The 21,422-nt window shown below is 54.8% G+C and carries 20 protein-coding genes; 13 read left to right on the top strand and 7 right to left on the bottom strand.

What is annotated here, in order from left to right; translation table 11 throughout:
- The first annotated feature begins 44 nt into the window (after nt 1-44).
- On the top strand, nt 45-1,448 hold the full coding sequence (locus tag H5P30_RS14735) for a vWA domain-containing protein (RefSeq protein ID WP_185693676.1): 1,404 nt from the start codon (nt 45-47) through the stop codon (nt 1,446-1,448).
- Nucleotides 1,449-1,541: 93 nt separating this feature from the next.
- On the opposite strand, the gene H5P30_RS14730 is transcribed toward H5P30_RS14735, so the two are convergent.
- Nucleotides 1,542-1,760 carry a hypothetical protein gene (locus H5P30_RS14730; protein WP_185691114.1) on the bottom strand — a complete coding sequence of 73 codons (219 nt, stop codon included), beginning with the start codon at nt 1,758-1,760 and terminating at the stop codon, nt 1,542-1,544.
- A 268-nt stretch (nt 1,761-2,028) separates the two neighbouring features.
- Here H5P30_RS14730 and dnaK point away from each other — a divergent pair, with 268 nt between their 5' ends.
- From dnaK to H5P30_RS14675, 11 genes are all read left to right on the top strand, one after another.
- Nucleotides 2,029-3,978, top strand: a complete 1,950-nt coding sequence (gene dnaK / locus H5P30_RS14725) for a molecular chaperone DnaK (protein ID WP_185693675.1) — start codon at nt 2,029-2,031, stop codon at nt 3,976-3,978.
- A 50-nt stretch (nt 3,979-4,028) separates the two neighbouring features.
- Nucleotides 4,029-4,325, top strand: a complete 297-nt coding sequence (locus H5P30_RS14720) for a co-chaperone GroES (RefSeq protein ID WP_185693674.1) — start codon at nt 4,029-4,031, stop codon at nt 4,323-4,325.
- Between the two features lie 32 nt (nt 4,326-4,357).
- On the top strand, nt 4,358-6,010 hold the full coding sequence (groL, locus tag H5P30_RS14715) for a chaperonin GroEL (RefSeq protein WP_185693686.1): 1,653 nt from the start codon (nt 4,358-4,360) through the stop codon (nt 6,008-6,010).
- A gap of 133 nt (nt 6,011-6,143) precedes the next feature.
- Nucleotides 6,144-8,477 (top strand): putative monovalent cation/H+ antiporter subunit A, encoded by a 2,334-nt coding sequence (locus H5P30_RS14710; RefSeq protein WP_185693673.1) that lies wholly within the window; start codon nt 6,144-6,146, stop codon nt 8,475-8,477.
- Nucleotides 8,474-8,914: an MnhB domain-containing protein gene (locus H5P30_RS14705; protein ID WP_185693672.1), complete on the top strand. Its 441-nt coding sequence runs from the start codon at nt 8,474-8,476 to the stop codon at nt 8,912-8,914. The genes H5P30_RS14710 and H5P30_RS14705 overlap by 4 nt, the downstream gene beginning before the upstream one ends.
- Nucleotides 8,915-8,918: 4 nt before the next feature.
- Entirely contained in the window at nt 8,919-9,266 is a 348-nt protein-coding gene (locus H5P30_RS14700; protein WP_185693671.1) for a Na+/H+ antiporter subunit C, read from the top strand.
- Nucleotides 9,263-10,786, top strand: coding sequence for a Na+/H+ antiporter subunit D (locus tag H5P30_RS14695; RefSeq protein ID WP_185693670.1), 1,524 nt, complete (start codon nt 9,263-9,265; stop codon nt 10,784-10,786). The genes H5P30_RS14700 and H5P30_RS14695 overlap by 4 nt, the downstream gene beginning before the upstream one ends.
- Entirely contained in the window at nt 10,783-11,112 is a 330-nt protein-coding gene (locus H5P30_RS14690) for a Na+/H+ antiporter subunit E (protein ID WP_185693669.1), read from the top strand. Before H5P30_RS14695 ends, H5P30_RS14690 begins: the two co-directional genes overlap by 4 nt.
- Nucleotides 11,099-11,392, top strand: coding sequence for an MrpF/PhaF family protein (locus H5P30_RS14685; RefSeq protein ID WP_221774375.1), 294 nt, complete (start codon nt 11,099-11,101; stop codon nt 11,390-11,392). The genes H5P30_RS14690 and H5P30_RS14685 overlap by 14 nt, the downstream gene beginning before the upstream one ends.
- Entirely contained in the window at nt 11,389-11,745 is a 357-nt protein-coding gene (mnhG, locus tag H5P30_RS14680; RefSeq protein WP_343075444.1) for a monovalent cation/H(+) antiporter subunit G, read from the top strand. The genes H5P30_RS14685 and mnhG overlap by 4 nt, the downstream gene beginning before the upstream one ends.
- 24 nt (nt 11,746-11,769) lie before the next feature.
- Nucleotides 11,770-13,383 (top strand): putative Na+/H+ antiporter, encoded by a 1,614-nt coding sequence (locus H5P30_RS14675; RefSeq protein WP_185693668.1) that lies wholly within the window; start codon nt 11,770-11,772, stop codon nt 13,381-13,383.
- A 21-nt stretch (nt 13,384-13,404) separates the two neighbouring features.
- Here the strand turns inward: H5P30_RS14675 and H5P30_RS14670 are convergent, their stop codons facing one another.
- From H5P30_RS14670 to H5P30_RS14645, 6 genes are all read right to left on the bottom strand, one after another.
- Entirely contained in the window at nt 13,405-14,364 is a 960-nt protein-coding gene (locus H5P30_RS14670) for a methionyl-tRNA formyltransferase (RefSeq protein ID WP_185693667.1), read from the bottom strand.
- Nucleotides 14,365-14,420: 56 nt separating this feature from the next.
- Nucleotides 14,421-15,839: a ribosome biogenesis GTPase Der gene (gene der / locus H5P30_RS14665; RefSeq protein ID WP_185693666.1), complete on the bottom strand. Its 1,419-nt coding sequence runs from the start codon at nt 15,837-15,839 to the stop codon at nt 14,421-14,423.
- Complete coding sequence (locus H5P30_RS14660; protein WP_185693665.1) at nt 15,836-17,035, bottom strand: aminotransferase class I/II-fold pyridoxal phosphate-dependent enzyme; 1,200 nt, start codon at nt 17,033-17,035, stop codon at nt 15,836-15,838. Before H5P30_RS14660 ends, der begins: the two co-directional genes overlap by 4 nt.
- 3 nt (nt 17,036-17,038) lie before the next feature.
- Nucleotides 17,039-17,521 carry an Lrp/AsnC family transcriptional regulator gene (locus tag H5P30_RS14655; protein WP_185693664.1) on the bottom strand — a complete coding sequence of 161 codons (483 nt, stop codon included), beginning with the start codon at nt 17,519-17,521 and terminating at the stop codon, nt 17,039-17,041.
- Nucleotides 17,522-17,725: 204 nt separating this feature from the next.
- Nucleotides 17,726-19,006, bottom strand: a complete 1,281-nt coding sequence (locus H5P30_RS14650; RefSeq protein ID WP_185693663.1) for a mechanosensitive ion channel family protein — start codon at nt 19,004-19,006, stop codon at nt 17,726-17,728.
- Between the two features lie 148 nt (nt 19,007-19,154).
- Complete coding sequence (locus H5P30_RS14645; protein ID WP_185693662.1) at nt 19,155-20,798, bottom strand: peptidyl-prolyl cis-trans isomerase; 1,644 nt, start codon at nt 20,796-20,798, stop codon at nt 19,155-19,157.
- A 115-nt stretch (nt 20,799-20,913) separates the two neighbouring features.
- Here H5P30_RS14645 and H5P30_RS14640 point away from each other — a divergent pair.
- On the top strand, nt 20,914-21,422 hold a 509-nt coding region (locus H5P30_RS14640; RefSeq protein WP_185693661.1), incomplete at its 3' end, for a transposase.

Here is a 21,422-nt window from a genome sequence, read left to right as displayed (position 1 = left end):
ATCCCTTCTGATTGCTTCTAAATTTTCTGCTATTTTGTTAAGTTGTGTACCGCCCTCAAAAGAAACCTCCCAATAAAATCCTCTGGGGCATCATGCTCGGGATTCTTGGAATTCACCTACTGGCGCTTATCGCTTTTGGCAGCTGGACGGTCTATCAGGCCGTAGTGCCGAAAGATCCGACCTTTGAAGAGCCTCCTCCCGTCGAAAAAATCGAGCGGGTGCAATTGGAGTATAAGGTGCGGATGCAGCAGCAGCAGCAGAAGTCGCAACGCCCCAAGCAGAAGCTTCAGGTGAAGCAGGTTTCCGATATAACGATGCCGGATATGGATATCGCGGTGCCCAACATCAATGGAAGCGGGGGTATTGGTCGCTTCGGTGAAGGGGGGTTTGGTGATCTCGGCGATGGCGGCGGTCTTAGCCTGGGTGAGGTGTCCGTCGATCTCTTCGACATCAAAGCGAAAGGGGAAAAGTTCCTCTTTGTCGTCGATGTTCGCACGGATCTCCTCCAAGACAAAAAGGGCGGGATTCCGACTTACGACGTGATCAAAAAGGATGTCATTGGGCTGGTGAATGACCTTCCTTCTGGTGTACTTTTCAATATGATCCTTTTTGATCGGAGCCGGATGGAAATTTGGCGTCCCAATCTCGTTCCGGCGACATCGACGAATAAGGAGGCTTTTGCTGAATGGATTGCGCCTGTTAACTCCAGTTTAAAGGAAAAGGGGATTCGCACTCGGAACTTCCGTCCCAAGGCTGAAGCGCAGCCTCTTGGGAAAAGGATTCTCTCGGATGGTTGGAATACGCGGAATTCGCAGTTTATGGCGATGATAGCGGCTCTTGAGCAGCAGGCGGATGCGATCTATATCCTCTCCGACAGTTTACCGAGCCTTGAAAGTATAAAGGAACGGCTCATCAAGGATGAAAAAGAGATTGAGGATGAGAGGGAAGCTTATCTCGATCGGATTAAGGACACGACCGATTTTAAATCGATTGAGGAGTATAAGACGGCCCGTAAGGCTACGTCCAATGAAGTTTCTCGCCGCATGAAGGAGTTTAAGGAACGGGAGAATAAGGCTCGCCAGAAAAAGGGAATTCCGCCGCGGGTCTACACGGGCGGCGAGAATAATCAGTTGCGCAGTCGAATGGAGAAAGAGGTTGCGAAGGATTTTAAGAATTATGTTCCCAATGTTCGGGGATATGACTCGAATGAGTATACTCCGATACCCGAACGAGAACTGCGCGATTGGATCGAAATGCAGCAGCGACTTATTTACGATCAGAACAATGACGAGCGTCCCCAGTTGAACGCGATCATCTTCAAGGGCGAGGACGAAACCGTCTCAGAGAGTGAGGAAGATAATATCGATGATTTCGTCGATATTTTCGACGGAGACTACCGGGTCTTGATTGGACTGGGAAAGATCGATTCTGGCGACGTTCGGAATTAGGGCTCTCGACACGCAGAGGTAGACCCTCATGGGGCTCTCTGGTCGTGGGGAGGATGACGATCTCGGCCACTTCGTGCCCTTGTTATACCGAATTTAGTAAGGTTTGACCGTTATGGTGCAGCGCAGAATCGAAGCAGCGCAAGCCGCAGGGATTGGATTCGTATCGAGATACGCTCCGATCCCTGCAACGCAGCGACCTTCGATTCTGGGCGCATCCCCCTGGAACGGGCGGGAAATGAGCCTGAGCAGCGTTAGCCCAAATGGCACGGGTCGCAGACCCGCCTCCAATTGGGCCGCCTCGCTCAGGCTCATTTCTCATCCGGCCATAACTATCAAAACTTACTAAATTCGGTATTAAGTGGATTGGGGCAGCATTCTTGGTTTGTTCAGAAGTGCGGTGGAGCAACCGGGACACAGTGTGACCCTGTGGGCGGGACTGTGACAGAAGTGAGACATCCTGGCATCGTTTTTGAAGGGGATAGGGTGACCGAAGACTGGGTTGTTTTTCTTTATCGATCTGAATACCAATATGTTGTGATGCTGCTCGGGGCGTTGGCATTGAAACAGCATAAGAGATGGCATGAGTAAAATCATTGGAATCGATTTAGGTACAACAAACTCTTGTGTCGCCATCATGGAAGGTGGCGAGCCGAAGGTTATTGAAAATTCGGAGGGGGCACGGACCACTCCGTCAGTCGTCGCCTTTTCGAAGAGCGGAGAGCGTCTCGTCGGCCAAGCGGCTAAACGTCAGGCGATCACGAATCCGCAGAACACCATTTTCTCGGCCAAGCGTTTGATTGGTCGTAAGTTTGCCGAAGTGCAGGAAGAAGCCCGCAGTCTCCCCTACGAAGTTGTAGAAGGGAAGAATGGCGACGCCTACATCCGCTGCCAAGTTGGTGACAAAAAGGAAGATTTCTCCCCGGAGCAGATTTCCGCAATGATCCTAGGGAAGTTGAAGGCTGACGCCGAAGCTTACCTCGGTGAGCCAGTTACCAAGGCTGTCGTCACTGTTCCGGCCTATTTTAACGATGCGCAGCGCCAAGCCACTAAGGACGCCGGCACAATCGCCGGTCTCGAAGTAGACCGCATCATCAATGAGCCGACCGCCGCTTCGCTGGCCTACGGCCTCGATAAGAAGAATGACCACACCATTTCAGTCTTTGACTTGGGTGGGGGAACTTTCGACGTCTCCGTGCTTGAAATCGGTGACGGAGTTTTTGAAGTGAAAGCCACCAACGGGGACACGCACCTCGGTGGGGATAACTGGGATACGGCTCTGATTCAGTGGCTCGCTGGTGAATTCCAGAAGGAGAATGGGATCGACCTCCTCGGCGACCCTATGGCCAAGCAGCGCCTGAAGGAAGAAGCGGAGAAGGCGAAAATCGCTCTCTCTTCGACTCAGTCGACTGATATCAACCTGCCGTTCATCACTGCCGACGCTTCCGGGCCGAAGCACCTGAACGTCACTCTCAGCCGTTCGAAGCTCGAGCAGATCACTGATTCTCTTTTCCAGCGCATCAAGGCTCCTTTTGAAGCCTGCTTGAAGGATGCTGGCTTCTCTTCTTCGGAAGTGAATGACCTCGTTCTCGTTGGGGGAATGACCCGCAACCCGAAGGTTATTGAAGTGGCTCGTGAGCTCGCCGGCAAGGAGCCTCATAAGGGCGTGAACCCGGACGAAGTTGTGGCCATCGGGGCTGCGATTCAGGGTGCTGTCCTTCAGGGCGACATGCGCGACGTTCTTCTCCTCGACGTGACTCCGTTGACTCTCGGAATCGAAACCGCTGGTGCGGTCTCCACTCCGATGATCGAACGTAACACGACGATCCCGACGAAGAAGAGTCAGGTTTTCTCGACCTACGCCGACAACCAGACCGCCGTGGACATCAAAGTTCTTCAAGGGGAACGTCCGATGGCTGCCGACAACAAGATGCTCGGTAACTTCCGTCTCGAAGGAATTCCTTCGGCGCCACGCGGAGTGCCTCAGATCGAAGTCACCTTTGACATCGACGCCAACGGGATCCTCCACGTGACTGCAAAAGACCAAGGCACGGGCAAGGATCAAAAGATCACCATTTCCGGCTCTTCTGGACTCGATAAGGACGAAATCGATCGTCTGAAGAAGGAAGCTGAGCTCCACGCTGAAGAAGATAAGAAGCGCAAGGAGTCGGTCGAAAATCGCAACGAACTCGACAATCTCTGCTACCAAGCCGAGAAGCAAATCACCGACTTGGGCGACAAACTTCCGGAAGACAAGAAGAGTGCGATCGAGCTCGCAGTGGCCGATGGCCGTAAGGTCCTCGAGAACCAGTCCGCTTCCGCCGAAGAGTTGAAGGAGGCCAAGGAAAAGATCACTGGCATCCTTACGCAGATCGGACAGGAAATCTACAGTCAAGCCGGCGGCGAAGGAGCCGCAGGCGGTCCTCAGCCCGAAGGGCAAGCTCCTGGCGGAGAGTCCTCCAGCAGCGAAAAAGATGACGACGTGGTCGATGCCGACTTCGAAGTCGTCGACGAGGACGAGAAGAAGAGCTAAGCGGATCGCCGCACGCTTTCACCAATCTAACCCGAAATAAAACCACCTACATGAGTAAAGTGAAAATCAAACCACTCGGAGACCGTGTTCTCGTAAAGCACGTCGAAGAAGATGAACAAGTTCGCGGTGGCATCATCATTCCTGATTCGGCTAAAGAAAAGCCACAGGAAGCTGAAGTCATTGCCCTCGGAACCGGAAAGACCGACGAAGCGGGTGCTAAGAGCTCCTTCGAAGTCAAGGTCGGTGACCGTGTCCTCGTTAGCAAATACGGGGGAACAGAAGTGAAGCTGGACGGTGCCGTTTACACGCTCATGCGTGAAGATGACATCCTCGGCATCATCGGATAATTCAACCGTTAATCTAAAGAAACACAGGAAATATTATGGCCAAACAACTACTGTTTGACGAAGCAGGCCGGAAGAAAATCCTGCGCGGCGTGGAAACTCTCTCCAAAGCCGTCAAGGTAACTCTCGGACCTAAGGGACGTAACGTAATCATCGACAAGAAGTTCGGTTCCCCGACTGTCACCAAGGACGGTGTCTCAGTCGCGAAGGAAATCGAGCTCGAAGATCCTTACGAAAACATGGGCGCACAGATGGTGAAGGAAGTCGCTTCCAAGACCTCTGACGCCGCAGGTGACGGTACGACCACCGCTACCGTTCTGGCTGAAGCGGTTTACCGCGAAGGTCTCAAGAACGTGGCCGCTGGTGCTAACCCGGTTTACTTGAAGCGCGGGATCGACAAGGCAGTTGCTGCCTCGGTCGCTGAGTTCGCCAAGTCCTCCAAGAAGGTTAGCAGCCGCGACGAAGTTCGCCAGGTCGCTACCGTATCCGCCAACTGGGACCTCGAAATCGGTGAAATCATCGCCGACGCCATGGACAAGGTTGGTAAGGACGGAACCATTACCGTTGAAGAAGCCAAGTCGATCGAAACCACCCTCGACGTTGTTGAAGGGATGCAGTTCGATAAGGGTTACTTGAGCCCTTACTTCACGACCGATCAGGAAACCATGGAGTGCATCCTCGAAGATGCCTACATCCTGATTCACGAGAAGAAGATCTCGAACCTCAACGACATCCTCCCGCTTCTCCAGAACGTTGCCAAACAAGGCAAGCCGTTCTTGATCATCTCGGAAGACATCGAAGGCGAAGCCCTCGCTGCCCTCGTGGTGAACAAGCTCCGTGGCACGTTGAACGTCTGCGCTGTTAAGGCTCCTGGCTTCGGTGATCGCCGTAAGGCCATGCTCGAAGACATCGCCGTTCTTACCGGTGGCCGTTGCATCACTGAAGATCTCGGCATCAAGCTCGAGAACGTTCAGGTCAGCGACCTCGGCCGTGCGAAGCGCGTCTCCATCGACAAGGAAAGCACCACCATCGTCGAAGGCGCTGGTAAAGCTTCTGACATCCAGGGCCGCGTGAAGCAGATCCGTCGTCAGATCGAAGAAACTTCTTCCGACTACGACCGCGAAAAGCTGCAGGAACGCCTCGCCAAGCTCGCTGGTGGTGTTGCCGTCATCAACGTTGGTGCCGCAACTGAGCCGGAAATGAAGGAAAAGAAGGCTCGCGTTGAAGACGCCCTTCACGCCACCCGCGCTGCCGTTGAGGAAGGTATCCTCCCCGGTGGTGGTGTCGCTCTCCTCAATGCTGCCAAAGCGATTGAAAAGGCCGTCGAGGAGCTCGAAGGTGACGAAGCCATTGGTGCGACCATCGTCCGCAAGGCGATTGAGTATCCGCTGCGTCAGCTCTGCACCAACGCCGGTGTTGAAGGCTCGATCGTGGTCCAACAGGTCCTCAAGAGTGCCAGCACCAAGGGTTACAACGTCGCAACCGGTGAATACGAAGACCTCCTCAAGGCAGGTGTCGTGGATCCGGCCAAGGTGACTCGCACCGCTCTGCAGAATGCAGGTTCGGTCGCCGGTCTCCTCCTGACCACTGAGTGCATGATCACAGACCTCCCTGAAAAGGATAAGCCGGCTCCGGCTCCTGACATGGGTGGAATGGGCGGCATGGGTGGCATGGGCGGCATGATGTAATGCGTCTGTTCCCTCAGCGAACATTCGAATAAACCATTTATCCAAGGGCCGTCTCGCAAGAGACGGCCCTTTTTTTCGCTTTTGCTTGATGCGGGCATCAATCCCGCTGTTATTGGGGTAACTCTCATTCTCAATGCTACTCATTCTCAGTATCCTCACGATTTTTGCGGGCGCATGCCTGGCCCCGTTTTTCGGGCGTAAGGGTCGTGCTGGGTGGAGTCTCTTTCTCGGGCTCCCTCCGCTGATTGCATTCATCTTGCTCGCGTTCGCGTGGTTTGGCGGTGGATTGGCCGAGGGCGGAGTCAACGCCTCTTGGGAGTGGTTCCCGGCACTGGGAGTTTCGCTCGACCTCCGGCTAGACGGCCTCTCGGCGATGATGGCTTTCCTCGTCACCGGGATCGGGGTTCTGGTTGGGATTTACGCGGCGGGGTATATGAAGGACCACCCGCAGTTTGGCCGTTTTGGCTCGTTCCTTCTCTTGTTTATGGGAGCGATGCTCGGCCTGGTCCTCTCCGATAACCTCATTCTCCTTTTTGTCTTCTGGGAGCTGACGAGCATTTCTTCCTACCTCCTGATCGGTTTCAACCACGAGGATGAGAATGCTCGGAAAAAAGCTCTTCAAGCCCTGCTGGTTACTGGGGGAGGTGCAGTGGCCATGCTGGGAGGTTTCATTCTTCTGGGAATCGCCGGGGGGACCTATCGCATTTCCGAGTTAGGCGGGCTTTCGGCGATTATTCACGAGTCACCGCTCTACACCGGGATGGTGATCCTGATTCTCCTGGGGGCTTTCACCAAGAGTGCCCAGGTCCCGTTTCATTTCTGGCTGCCAAATGCAATGGCGGCCCCGACTCCTGTCAGTGCCTATCTCCACTCAGCAACCATGGTGAAGGCCGGAGTCTTCCTCTTGGCCCGGCTGAATCCGGCACTCGGAGAAACCGCCCTCTGGTCCTGGACACTGACCTGCTTCGGGGGAGCGACCCTACTGACCGCGGTACTCCTCGGAATATTCCAGACCGATCTGAAAAAGATCCTCGCCTACACGACGCTCGGGGTTTTGGGGCTCCTGACGATGCTGATTGGGTTGGGGACCGAGCTGGCGATCAAATCGATGGTCATCTTCCTCATCGGGCACGCTCTTTACAAAGCCGCACTCTTTATGACGGCAGGCTCGGTGGATCACGAAACCGGCACCCGCAATGTTCAAGTATTGAGGGGCTTGCGTAAGGCTATGCCGTTGACGGCGATTGCTGCCGGACTCGCGGCTCTGTCCAAGGCGGGATTTCCTCCTTTCTTCGGGTTTGTCGGAAAGGAGTATGTCTACAAGGCCGGTGTCGCCATGGAGGGCGTTGCTCAAGTAGCGCTGCCTGTCGCTTTTGTGGGAAACATGTTGATGCTGGCTCTCGCCTTTAAAGCGGGGGTTGGCCCATTCTGGGGAACGCCGTCAAAAGAAGAGGATCTTCCCAAGCATCCCCACGAAGCACCTCCATCGATGGTTTTTGGCCCGTTGCTTCTCGCGATTCTCGGGCTCGTTTTCGGACTGCTGCCCTTCTTGGTCTCGTCCAGTATTGTGGCTCCTGCCGTCTCGGCGATTGAGGGGCAGCGTGTGGATCTTCACATCTCCCTTTGGCACGGGATCAACCTTCCGCTGCTGTTGAGCCTGTGCACGCTCGCTGGTGGGGTGAGCCTTTACTGCTGTCGTCGTTTCTTTTGGAGGCGGCATCTGCCCTTCAACTCCTTCCTGCGTCCCCGGGGGGCGGAAGCGGTCTACGACTGGCTTTTCGATGGGATGGTCAAGTTTTCCAAAGTGCAAACCCGGTTTCTGCAGTCCGGTCTCCTGCACAATTATGTCTTTGTCATCGTAGCAGTGACTGCAGGTTTGCTGGGCTGGGCCTTGTTTACCTTTGGAGGGGTGCAGGTCAGTATTTCCACGCATTCCATGGGTATTCTTTCGTCGGGGCTGGTGGTGATCATGGTGATTGCAGCGATTTTGGCGGCGGGGACCAATAACCGGATCACCGCGTTGGTTGCTTTGGGAACCGTTGGTTTCGGGGTGGCTCTACTCTTTCTCTATTACGGTGCTCCCGACCTCGCGATCACTCAACTGTTGGTGGAAACACTAACGGTCGTTCTCTTCATGTTTGTGATCTTCCGGCTGCCCCGCTTGCGCACCCTTTCGACCAAGGGAACTCGGATCCGGGATGTGATCCTCTCCTCGATTTTTGGAACGATGATGGCGATTCTCGTGATGAAGGCACTTACGATCCAGTTTCACGAATCCATCGCGATTGATTTGGCGGAAATGAGCTATCCGGAAGCAAAAGGAAGGAACGTCGTTAACGTGATCCTCGTTGATTTTCGAGCCCTCGATACTCTGGGTGAGATTACTGTTCTCTCGATTGCCGCCCTTGGCGTGGCCGCTTTGGTCTCGGGAAGGTCGCGTAAGAAGAAAAAGGAGGCCCAAGGATGAGATCTTTGATTCTTCATCAAGCGGGTCATAAGCTCTTCCCGTGGCTCATCGTTCTCTCGGTTGTGGTTCTCTACCGCGGCCATAATCTGCCCGGTGGCGGTTTCATTGGCGGCCTCATTGCCGCGACGGCCTTCCTCTTGGCCAGTTTGGGAGATTCCGTTCAGGATGCCCGTAAGTTACTGCGCATGGATCCTACAGTCCTGATGGGGGTCGGACTCGCGGTTGCCATTTTGAGTGGCCTCCCCGGAGTTTTTGCGGGAGATCCGTTTATGACAGGGGAGTGGCTTCCGGATTTTAAGCTTCCGATATTGGGGAAGATCCACCTCGGAACCCCGTTGCTTTTCGACGTAGGCGTTTACTTCACCGTGATTGGCTTCGTTCTGCACAGTGCATTCAGCCTTTCTTCCCTGAGCGAATTTGACGAGGAGGACGACTGATCCCATGGAAATTCTTATCTCAGGATTAATCGGCGTTCTCTTTGGCAGCGGGGTCTATTGCCTCCTCAGGAGAAGTATCGTCAAGCTCGTGATTGGCATTGTTCTCATCGGTCACGGGGCGAACTTGCTCGTTTTTTCGGCGGGCGGTCTCTTGGCGGGGCGGCCTCCAATCGTCGAGGCTGGGGCTAGCGCTCCTCCCGAGCCCTACGGAGATCCACTTCCGCAAGCCATGGTCCTGACCGCGATCGTTATCGGTTTTGGGCTGACCGCTTTCGCACTCACCCTTGTTCACAAAGCTGAGGAGGCTGTGGGGGAAGACGACATCAACGCGTTCAATAACACGGATACATGAACGGATTGGTTTTATTTCTTCCTCTCCTAGTCCCCCTCTGTTCGGCGGTCTGCCTCCTCGTGGGGGCTCGGTCCGTGCAGTTCCAGCGGGTCGGTGGGGTAGTAGGGTGCCTGTTGACCTTGGCCGCTTCGATTTACTTGCTTTGGCAAACGGATGTTCACGGGGTGATCGTCGCGCAGTCCGGAGGCTGGGCTGCTCCCTTTGGGATTTCGCTGGTCGCCGATCGACTTGGGGCGGTCATGGTTTTCATCTCGTCGTTCATGGGGGCGGCGGTCGGCGTTTACTCGCTGAGTGAAATTGGCGAGGGGCGGATTCGGAAGTTTTTCTATCCTCTTTTCTTGTTCCTCCTCTTTGGGGTGAACGGTGCCTTTTTGACCGGAGACCTGTTCAACCTCTACGTATGGTTCGAGGTGATGCTGATCTCCTCCTTCGTCCTCGTTTCCATGGGAGGCCGCAAAAAGGAGCTCGAAGGCGGGCTGAAGTACGTATGTCTCAATCTCCTGGCTTCGGCATTTTTCCTCGCTGGGGCGGGAATTCTTTACGGCAAGCTCGGCACCCTGAATATGGCCGACCTTTCGGTGAAGATTGCATCGTCCTCCGATCCGGAATGGATTCTCAGCGGGTCGATGCTTCTCATGGTTTCTTTCGGGCTGAAGGCGGGGGTCTTTCCATTGTTCTTCTGGTTGCCCGCGTCTTACCATACTCCTCCGGTGACGGTTTCTGCGATCTTCGCTGGATTGTTGACGAAGGTCGGGGTCTACGCGTTGATCCGGGCCTACACGCTGATCTTCGCCCCGCTCTTCGACGATGTGCAGTGGATCCTGATCGCGGTGTCGATTCTGACGATGATCACTGGGGTTCTTGGGGCGGCGTCGCATTTCGAGATGCGGAAGATCTTGTCATTTCACATTGTCAGCCAGATCGGTTACATGACTTTGGGGCTGGCCTTCATGACGCCTCTGGCCTTGGCCGCCTCCATCTTCTATTTGGTTCACCACATCATCGTGAAAACCAACCTCTTCTTGGTCAGTGGGATCGTCATCCGCAAGAAGGGGACGGCGGATTTGGCTCGAATCGGCGGTCTTTACAAATCCGCTCCATGGTTGGCTGCATTGTTTTTCATTCCTGCATTTTCCCTGGGAGGCATTCCGCCACTTTCCGGGTTTTGGGCGAAGTTTGGGATCGTCAAAGCGGGACTCGATATTGGTGCCTGGATCTCGGTCGCCGCCGCCCTCGCGGTTGGGGTTTTGACCCTTTATTCGATGACTAAAATTTGGGCCGAGGCGTTTTGGAAAAAGCAGCCGGAGAATGTGCCCGAGGGTGAGATGGAGACCTGTGGAAAGGGCAAGCTGGCTTGGATGGTAATCCCGGTCACTATTTTGGCGGTTTGCACCGTGGTCATCGGACTCTTTGGTGAACCCTTGTTCGCATTCTCTGAACGGGCGGCGGATCAGCTCATGGATTCTTCGGAATATATTTCGGCAGTTTTGGATGGAGCCGGGAATGGAGGTCAGGAATGAAGCGGATAGTTGCCTTGATTGCTTTCATCGGATTTTACTTGGGAGAAATCCTTCGGTCGAATCTTCGGGTGGCTTATGACGTTTTGACGCCGCGCCATCACATGAATCCGGCGATCGTTGCCGTGGATATCGAAGGAATGACGGAAGGGCAGGCTGTAAGTATGGCAAATTTCATCACCATGACTCCGGGAACCTTGGGAATCGCGATCTCACAAGACCGAAGAACGCTTTTCATTCACTGCATGTATATCGACGGATCTCCTGAGGAGGTCGCGTCGGCTCTGGAAAAAGATTACGGAAGGAGGGTGCGTCGTGCCTTTCGCTGACATGCCTTTTCCGCTGGGGATTTCACTGATCCTCGCCTCGATCTTCTATGTTGTAGCGTTAGTTCTCGCTCTGGTGCGGGTCGTTCGGGGGCCAACCGCGTTCGATCGAATTGTCGCTCTGGATTTGATCGCAGCTCTCTGTCTCGGCGTGATTGTTCTTTTTGCGATTCATTTTGACCAGCCCGTGTTTGTCGACGCAGCCTTGATCATTGCTCTCGTTGGTTTCTTGGGAACCGTCGCCTTTTCCCGGTTTTTGGAAAGAGATGGAGGGGGACAATGATGGTGTGGATCGTATCTTTTTTCGTTCTGGCGGGGGCCTTTTTTGGCTTAGTCGCAGCGCTTGGCGTTTTTCGGATGCCCGACCTCTTTATTCGGATGCATGCGGCGACCAAGGCCGGAGCGTTTGGGGCCGCGCTAATGCTGTTGGCTTTCGCCATTCATTTTGGGGGACTGCGTTCCTGGATCTTCTCACTGGTGATCATTGTCTTCTTTTACCTGACCACTCCTGTTGCAGCCCAAGCCATCGCGAGGGCGGCTTACCGTAGAGGAGTGGCTTTTTGGGAAAAGATGGGTGTTGATCGTTTGAAGGAATCAGGAGAAATTCCTGAGCGCTCTCACTCGAAAGAAGACTGATCCGATAATTTCTTAGACAGGCCTATGAATGTTTTAAAGCGAGTCCTTCTTATACTCTTTCTCGTTCTGCCCGCGGCGCAGATCTCTTGGGCCAATGCTCCTTCGTCATTGGATGAGCCGGCGATTGAGTTTCCTCTCAAGGAATCGACCTACACCCACTTGGAGGAGCAGGTCGCTCACGAACAAGGGCACGAGCTCAACCTCTGGGAGAGGCTCAAGGTGCGTGCGGAGGCTGACCCCTTTAATCTCTTCGCCACTGTTATCTTTTTACTGGCGGTTATTCATACCTTTCTGGCGGCGAGGTTTAACCGCATGGCTCATCAATGCGAAGAGGCTCATCGGCAGGCTTGGCTGGCCTCTCCGGAATCGAAGGAGCCAGATGCGAAAGAGCCTGTCAGCTTCAAGGCGACGTTGTTTCATTTCTTAGGTGAAGTGGAGGCGATCTTCGGGATCTGGATCGTACCTCTTCTTTTGGGAATGGTTCTGATCGAGCCTCATGGATGGGGGCACGCTTCCTACTACATTGATACCCGGAACTATACCGAGGCTATCTTTGTCGTCGTGATCATGGCGATTGCTTCCAGCCGCCCGGTTATCCTTTTTGCCGAGTCCGCGCTCCGGATGGTGGCAGGCATCGGTAAGCGTACTCCGGTGGCCTGGTGGTTTTCGATTCTGGTCGTTGGCCCGTTGCTCGGATCTTTCATTACTGAGCCCGCTGCTATGACCATTTCAGCTCTGCTTCTCGGATATCAGTTCTATGTCCTTAAGCCCTCCAATCGTCTAAAGTATGCGACCCTGGGGCTTCTCTTTGTCAACGTTTCCGTCGGCGGTACCTTGACTCACTTTGCGGCACCGCCCGTTTTGATGGTAGCGACCGAGTGGCATTGGAATCTTCCCTTCATGTTTACCCATTTCGGGTGGAAAGCGGTCATCGGTATTGGGTTTTCGACCTTTGTCTATTTTCTAGTTTTCCGCAAAGAACTGCTAGGGCTGCGAGAAAAGGCGGAAGAATTAAAAGAGAAAGGGGAGCTCAAAGAGAAGGAGTCCAAGGTTCCTTTCTGGATCATTTTGGTTCACTTGGCTTTTGTCGCGTGGACAGTCGTCACCCTTCACCATCCGGCCTTTTTCGTCGGAGGATTTCTTTTCTTCATCGCCTTTACGATTGCGACGGAGCACCACCAGTATGAGATCAAGATTAAGGGGCCTTTGCTGGTCGGCTTTTTCCTCGCGGGGCTGGTCACTCATGGTGGGTTGCAGAGCTGGTGGATCGCGCCGGTGCTTTCCAGTTTGAGTGAGATTCCTCTCTTCTTGGGGGCTACGGTTCTCACTGCGTTCAACGATAACGCCGCCATCACCTTCCTCGCCTCCCAGGTCCCGGCCTTCAGTCCTGATGTGGTTCAAGACGGGATTATGGTTTCGAAGACAGGACTCCTGCTGACGCGGGCCGAAATGTTGGAATATGCGGTTGTGGCCGGTGCGGTTACAGGCGGTGGATTGACGGTGATCGCCAATGCCCCGAATCCTGCGGGTCAGTCGATTCTGAGCAAATACTTCCCGGATGGAATTTCGCCGATCAAGCTCTTGGCAGGCGCCTTGTTCCCGACGGTGGTTGTCGGAATCATTTTCATGGTGGTATAGGCCGTGCTCGCTTGTGGGGAGTTAGAGTCGAAACTTTGAGCGAACGAGCGGCTGAGACAGGGGGAAACTCAGTAGACTGCCGATTTGGACCGGAGTAGCCCGCTGGAATTCTGCGAAAGGGGCCATTTTGCGGCTGGGTCGCTGGATCATCCCGATCGATAGCGCACCTTCCCCGGTGGCAACCTCGAGGCGCTCGTCGGCACTAAGGATTTCTCCGGGATGGCCGGATCCCTCGGTCATCGAGAGGTCTGCGACTTTCATCGTTTCCCCGCCGATCAAAATCGTGGAACCCGGCCAGCCCTCGAAGGCGCGGGACTGATTCGCCAGAGTCTGGGCGGGAAGAGAAAAGTCGAGGCGCCCATCCTTTTTCGAGATTTTTCGGCACCAGGTGGCCGAAGAGTCGTCTTGTAGGTCCCAGGCAGATTCAAGCGCGACCGCGTCGGGGACCCGCTCGACGAGAGTTGCGCTCTGGAGGGCTATCTTCTCGCGAAGGGAAGGTCCTGTCTCAGATGGATCGATCGTCGTCTTCTGGCGGAAGGCGATGTCTCCAGCATCCATTCGCTGGACCATTCGCATCAAGCTGATCTCGGTCGAACTCCATCCCTCGGCGATGGCGGTTTCGATCGGTGAGGGGCCTCTCAGAAAGGGGAGCGGAGAGGCATGAACATTGAGAAAAAGACCCGGACGCAGGGAAAGAATCGAACGGGGCAAGATTTGCCCGAAAGCAAAGACCAACGCCGCATCAAAATGCGGAAGTCCCTGCATTTCCTCAAGGGTCAGCTTTGCTGTCTGATGAACGGGCAGGCCCAGTTCATCGGCTTTGGCTGCCACGGCATTGCGCTGAACCTTTTTTCCGCGGCCGCTGCGGCGATCTGGATTGGTGATAACAGCGACGACCCGCGTATCAGCTACCTTCCCGCCCGCAAGGGCTTCAAGGGAGGGCAGAGAGATTGGGTCGCTCGAAAGAAATAAAAGGTCCATTGGTGACCAGACTGAGCCGTTGGCCTCGCCTTGACAAGGGCAGGGCTTGGAGTCGATTATCGTTCCTCGCCGGCGTTGCGACGTTCCTTTCCGACGAGATCGAAACGGATTGGGCTCCCTTCCAGATCAAAGGACTCGATGATACCAGCCTCCAAATAGCGGCGGTAGGTGTCCTCAAATTTCTCAGGCCGGTTGCAGTAGAGCCGGAAGCGGAAGGGGCGGTAGCCGGTTTGCACGACGTAGAAAACCTTGAAGGGTTTTCCGTGCATCCTCTTGGGAGGGCGAGCATCGATGAGATCGTGCACTGTGCGGTTGAGCCGGCCAGTGGGCAGGGTCATGCGCTGCAGGTGATCGATCCGCTCTCCCGTGCCGAGAATCGAGGAGACCTCAAACCCGGTCTTGGCCGAGATGAAAAGGAATGGGCTTTTCGGGAGGAAAAACAGTTCCTTTTCTGCGGCTTCGCGGTAGTTCCGCTGAAAATCTTTTGCGTTCTTAAACCCTTCGATGCCCCCTTTTTTGAAGGCCTCCATGGCCAAGTCCCATTTGTTGACGACGAGCACGAGGGAGCGTCCGGCTTCCAGGACCTCTCCGGCCAAGGCCTTGTCCTGACGGGTGACTCCGGTCATGGCGTCGAGAAGGAGGAAAACCACGTCACTCTCTTCGATGGCCCGGCGTGTGCGCAGGTTCGAGAAATATTCGACCGAGCTGTCGACTTTGCTGTTCGGGCGCAACCCGGCGGTATCGACGAGACGGAACTTGCCCATCCGATTTTCCGGAAAAGGGTAGTTGAGATCGAGGGCGATCGAGTCGCGAGTGGTCCCCGGAACGTCGCTCACGATCAGTCGCTGCGAGGAAAGCAGGCGGTTGGTGATCGAAGATTTGCCGACGTTGGGCTTCCCAACGAATGTGATTTTGATCCGGCGGTCTTCCTGGGCTTCCTCGGTGACGAAACGGATCTCCGGAATATTGGAGTGGATCGTCTTGAAGAGTTGGCCGATGCCGACGCGGTGCTCAGCGGATACGGGAATCGCCTCGCCGAATCCTAGACGATTAAATTCGTGAACCGAGTCGGATACGCGTTCGTTGTCACACTTATTGGCCACGATGTGAACCGGGCAACGGGCGTTCTTCCGCAAGCGGGCTGCAATTTCCTCATCGAGGGGAACAACCCCTTCACGGCCATCGACAACCAGAAGAATTAAATCCGAAGATTCCACCGCGACGAAAACCTGTTCTTCAACGGCCTGGACAATCTTGGAGGGCGCATCTTTCTCCGGGAGACCAATCCCTCCTGTATCCAAAAGAGTAAAACGACCGTCGACATCACGGGCCATGACATCGCGGGTCACTCCAGGCTTGTCGTGGACGATCGCGTCGCGGCCGCCGCAGATTCGGTTGAAAAGGCGGCTTTTGCCGACATTGGGTCGACCGACAAGGGCGACCTTTGGGAGGACTTGAGAAGTAGTGCTGTTCATGACGTGTGTCGTTCGGCGAAACGACCAATACGATCGGCGGCTTCCCTGAGTCGGTTAAAGCTGGTGGAAAAACTGGCCCGGATAAATCCTTTGCCGCTCTCGCCAAAAGCCGTGCCGGGTACGACCGCCACTTCTTCTTCGGAAAGTAGTTTTTTGGCAAAAGTCATTTCGTCGAGGCCCGTAGCGCGAATGTCGGCGAAGGTGTAGAAGGTCCCTCGTGGGAGGTGGCATTTCAGGCCGGCCTCGTTGAACCGGGCGACCAGAAAGTCGCGGCGATCCCGATACTGGTCGCGCATTTTCTCCATAGCGGACTGTCCGTTGCGGAGAGCTTCGGTCGCGGCTTCTTGGCTGAGAATGGGCGCACAAAGCATCGAGTACTGGTGAACTTTCATCATCGCCTCGATTAAGGGAGCTGGCCCGCAAGCATAGCCGATGCGGAAACCCGTCATCGCGTAGGCCTTGGAGAATCCATGGAGGAAGATGGTTCTCTCCCGCATCCCCGGCAGAGAGGCGATGCTCACGTGTTCCCCTTCAAAGGTCAGCTCGGCGTAGATCTCGTCGCTGAGGACCAGAAGATCCTTTTCTTTCGCGAAAGCGGCAATCTCTTCGAGCGTTTTCCGGTCGACGGTTCCCCCGGTCGGGTTCGTCGGGAAGTTGAGCACGAGGACCTTGCAGCCAGGTTCCCAGCACTCGCGGAGCTTCTGCGGGTTGAGGGCAAAAGCATCCTCGTCCGATGTCGGAATCGGCACGGCGACCCCGTGGGTGAGCTTGATGCTCGGCGAGTACGACACGTAGCACGGCTGGTGGAAAAGGACTTTGTCGCCTGGATTGACGATCGCCCGAAGAGCAAGGTCCAGAGCTTCGGATACTCCCACCGCGACCAAGACTTCTTTCTCCGGAGAGTAAGAGACGTGGAAGTCGCGCTCGACGTAGCTACTGATCTCTCTGCGGAGACCAATGAGCCCCATGTTGTCGGTATAGGAGGTCTTCCCCCGCTCCAGGGCGTAGATCGCCGCTTCACGAATGTGCCACGGCGTCACGAAATCCGGTTCGCCGATCCCCAGGGAAATGGCCTGAGGCATCTGAGCCACAATCGCAAAAAAGTCGCGAATCCCCGAACGGGGTAGGCCAATGACGTGGTCGGCAATAAACCGGGCCGAATCACCGGACCGGTCAGACTGTGTAGAGGCACTCATGGCCTAGGGGCTGACGGCCGGTTTTTCCGGAGAGCCAGCTTCGTCGAGAAGAAGATGTCCCTGCTCCTTGTAAGGGCGCAGGAGGAAATGAGTCGCCGTGGAGAGCACGCCGCCAAGAGTCGCGAGTTTTTCTGAAACGAAACCCGCCACCTGCTGCAGATTTTTGCCTCGGGCGATGACGAGAAGATCATAGGCGCCGGACATGAGATAGCAGGTCTGAACCTCGTCAAACTTGCTCACTCGCATGGCCACCCGGTCAAATCCACCTTCCCGCTCTGGGCTGATCTTCAGCTCAATGACTGCCGAGACGCGATGGTCGTCGATTTTGTCTGGGTTGAGGACAGGGAGCCAGCCAAGCAGTGTCCCTTCCTCTTGCAATCGCCGGATCTCCGCCTCGACTTCTTCCGGCGCGATGCGCAGCACCTCCGCCATTTCGGAGGTGGAAAGGCGTTCGCCGCGGAGGAGAAACTCGAGAACTTTACTCATGGTCGTTAGTTTTGAATGCGAAAACCGATCATGTTGCGAGAATGTCTCGACGATGACGAATCAAAAATAGAAGACGAAATCCGTCGACCGTGAGAAACCAAAGCCTATCCAATCGCCTTTCCCGAATGCATCTGACTTTCAATAAAATAAACCAGGTTTAAAATGATTGACGCCGAAAGGTTCCGCCTGAGAAGTGTGGAGGTGCTAAGAAGAGGATGGAGGAAGCGAGGGAGAGTCCGGGGTCCAGCTGCGGACGTGAATATCCCGTTGGGGGAAGGGGATTTCGATACCCTCCTCCTTGAAACGATCCCAGATTTTGAGGAGCACGGCGCTGCGGATGTTGGCGACCCCTTGATTCGGGTCCTCAATCCAAAAGCGAAGCTCGAGATTGACCGAACTGTCGCCGAACTCGGTAAGGAGACAAACTGGGGGAGGGTCGCGGAGAACTCGGGGCTGACTCAAAGCGGCCTCATTGCAGATCTCGATTACGCGGTGGGGATCTTCTCCGTAGGCTACTCCGATCGCGCACTTGATCCGAATGCGGTCGTGGGAAAAGGTCCAGTTCACGACTCGTTGTGTGATCAAGTCTTCGTTCGGGATGAGATGTTCGGTTCCGTCGCGAGTGATGACCGAGACGTAGCGGGCCCGCAGGGTATTGATCCATCCATACGTACCTTCCAGCTCGATGACATCGCCCGGTTTGATCGATCGGTCTGAGAGGAGAATGAACCCGCTTATGAGGTTGGAGACAATTTTCTGGAGTCCGAATCCCAGGCCGAGAGCGAAAGCGCCGCCAAAGACCGTGAGCGCCGAGAGGTTGATGCCGACCGATGTCAGGCCGATGATCATGGCCAAGACGATGAAAAGCACTCGGATGACCTTCTGGAGAAGGGCTCGGGTCGAGGGATTGATGCGGGTAATCGTTTCGACCCGCTTTTCGATCAATTGGGAGAGTCCGAGTCCGATCCAGATGGCGATTGCGAGAGAGAAGCCGACGGTAAAGAGATCCCAAACCGTCAAAGGCTCGTCTCCCGCCGGGATCGGGAGCTGCATCTTGTCGAGAAACTCGATGAGGCTGTTGTCAACGGTCAGGAGGCTGAAGGCCGTGAGGATGTAGATGATCAGCGAAGACGACTCGGCCCAGAAACGGTCGCGAAGCATGGAGGTGAGAATTCCGACGACACTCCAGATTCCGAAAAGGATGCCAGTGATCCAGAGAACTGGAGTGTGGAATCCGGCCAGTTGAAAGCCGGTAGCGGTAATGCCTAGCAGTAGAGCCAATACGGGAAGAAAAGCATTCTGTGAGAGCCAAATCTTCGGTGAGGTCTTCTCTTTGCGCGTCTCTTCCTCCCCTGGAGGGATGGGCTTGGGACGGAACAACAGTCGAGCCACGACCCAGAGTGCGCCGATGATCAGGATCTGCCAGGCATCTTGGAACGTAGGTGACTGAACCGACAAGAAGGTGGTTTCAAGCCAGCGGGTCATGGTGGAGAAGGATGCTAGAGTCCTTCCCGTGGATCACAACTACTTATTCGGGCGCATCCCAGGGCAGCCGGGAAAAATGCGGAACAGTGGGAAGGCTGGCGTTGCCCCGATCGGCGGCGGCTCCATGTCCAACCGCTCTGATCTGACCTTACTGTCCTCCGGACTGCGCGCCAGTGCTGCCTGCTTGGATAAGATCTCCGACAAAGGAAGACATGAACAACCGGGCAGTGCTCTGGCCAAGAATGTTCTGCGTCCTTTGATATTCCTCCGAATCAGGACCGAACTGAGGCGCTCCTCGACTCTGGACGAAGAGGAAATTTCCTCCCTCTTCTGTCACGACCATTGAGGAAACTTCATTTTCAGGAAGTGTTTCGGCCCGGCGGATTGCCGAGTTCGGAAGACCTTCCGTCATGTTTTCCCATCCGACCGATTCAAAGTTCTCGACCGTGAGATTGAGTGAAGAGGCGGCTTTTTCGAAAGACTGACCTTCTGCGATCATGTCCGAAAGCTGAGTGCGGATTTCTTCTCCTTGAGAGACAAGGTTCTCCTGTTTGCTCTGCTCGGTGAAGTTAGCCAGAACCTCTTCGCGAACACTCTGGAAATCGGGAATCAGGGAAGGTGTGACATCAGTGAGGATGACGACGACAATTTCGTTCTCGGTTTCAATTGGGTCGGAGAAATAGCGGATTTCGTCCAAACGAGCAGCTTCGCCGAAAGCAGATTGGGGAAGATCCGAATCGGCTGGGGGAACATTGCCCACCATCGGGGGAAGGGTTTCAAGTTCCACGGAATAGCTGGAAAGCATGTTTTCGAACTCGGGCGTCCCTTCGGAAATTTCTTGGTCGAACAGAGCGTAGACAAAATCTTCGGAAGCCTGACGCGCGAGAGTGGTGGCTTGCTGTTCCTTCCAGTCGGCGACAACTTGATCACGCACGGCGTCGAGCTGGGGAAGTGCGTCCGCGGGGTCTTTGGCATCCTCGTTTAGGTAGTTGGTGCGATTCTGCGAAAAATACTGCTGGAGCTCTGCGTCGGTGGGATCGGCAACCTCGGAAGTGAAGGCTTCCGGAGAGAACCGAATGATCGAAAGAGAGCGGGACTCGGGAGTCCGGTAAGCTTCGACCCGTTGGGTATAAAAGTCCTGAAGCTCCTCTTCGGTAGGATCGACCGAAAAGTCGAGATCACTTTCTTTCAGAACGGCTACACTCAAGTCATAGGTAGCGGCTCCACGACGGGCCTGTTCCTCGATCTCGAAAGGAAGAGTGAACCCAGGAGGAGAGATGGAAAGCATCAGCTGTTGGATCCGGTAATCGTTGCTGAGGGCTCGATTGATAGTCGCTTCGTCAAACTGGCGACTCAACTGAGTCATATCGAGGAAACTAGTGACCCGATTTGGATCAAAGTTCCCGTTAGAATCCTGGAAGAAAGGAACGGTGGAGAGGTAGTTGATAAAGGCCGCCTGATTCGGCTCGGGAATCTTCGCCTCATCCGCCAGATGCAGTAGGGCGATGCGGGAAAGAAATTCCTGCGTCAGCATCTGCTCATTCTGAGGTTGCTGCCCTCGATTGACGATTGAGCTAATAATCACCTCCCGAACCATATCATTCGAACGGGAATCGGCTTCAGCATTCAAGCTGTACCCATAAAATTTCTGAGTCTGCGCTCCGGGCTCTTTACTCACGCATCCGGGAGTTTCACCAATAACGAAAACGAAAGAAACGATCACCACCGCGAGGAGGATGATGAAAATAACGCGTCCTTTCTTTTCCAGGGCATTTTGAATCCAAGAGATCATGTCTCTTTTCATCTTCTCTTTTTGGGAATGTCAATCAACCGCATCTCTAATTCTATTTTAATAAACCTGGTTAAAAAGTTTGATCTCGATATAAGAATCTGCTCTACTGGGATGCATGAGAAGGAAACGGATGCGTCTTGATGGGCAAACAGCCTACTACCATGTGATGAGTCGAACGGTGAATGGGGAGGCTCTCTTTGGGGATCGGGAGAGGGAGGTTTTGCGGAAGATGATTTGGCAGGTGGCTGATTTCTCGGGGATTCGGGTGGTTACCTATGCGGTGATGAAGAACCACTTCCATGTTTTGGTGGAGGTGCCGGCGGAGGTGAGTATTTCGGATGAGGAGTTGGTGCGTCGGTATCGTCGGCTCTATCCGAAGCCTACGCCTTGGAATCCGATGCGGGCTGAGGTTTTGGAGGGGCACCTTCGGGATCATACTTTGGAAGGGATGGACTTGCGGAAGAGTCTGTTGCGACGGATGGGGGATGTTTCCTGGATGATGAAGACCCTCAAGCAACGATTCACGCTTTGGTTTAATCGGTCGCGGGATCGTTTTGGACCGCTTTGGTGTGAGCGGTTTAAGAGTGTTCTGGTGGAAGGGGATCGTTGGGCGCTGCGGACGGT

Source organism: Puniceicoccus vermicola (assembly GCF_014230055.1).
Taxonomy (GTDB): domain Bacteria; phylum Verrucomicrobiota; class Verrucomicrobiia; order Opitutales; family Puniceicoccaceae; genus Puniceicoccus; species Puniceicoccus vermicola.
This window is presented reverse-complemented; position numbering and strand designations above follow the sequence as displayed.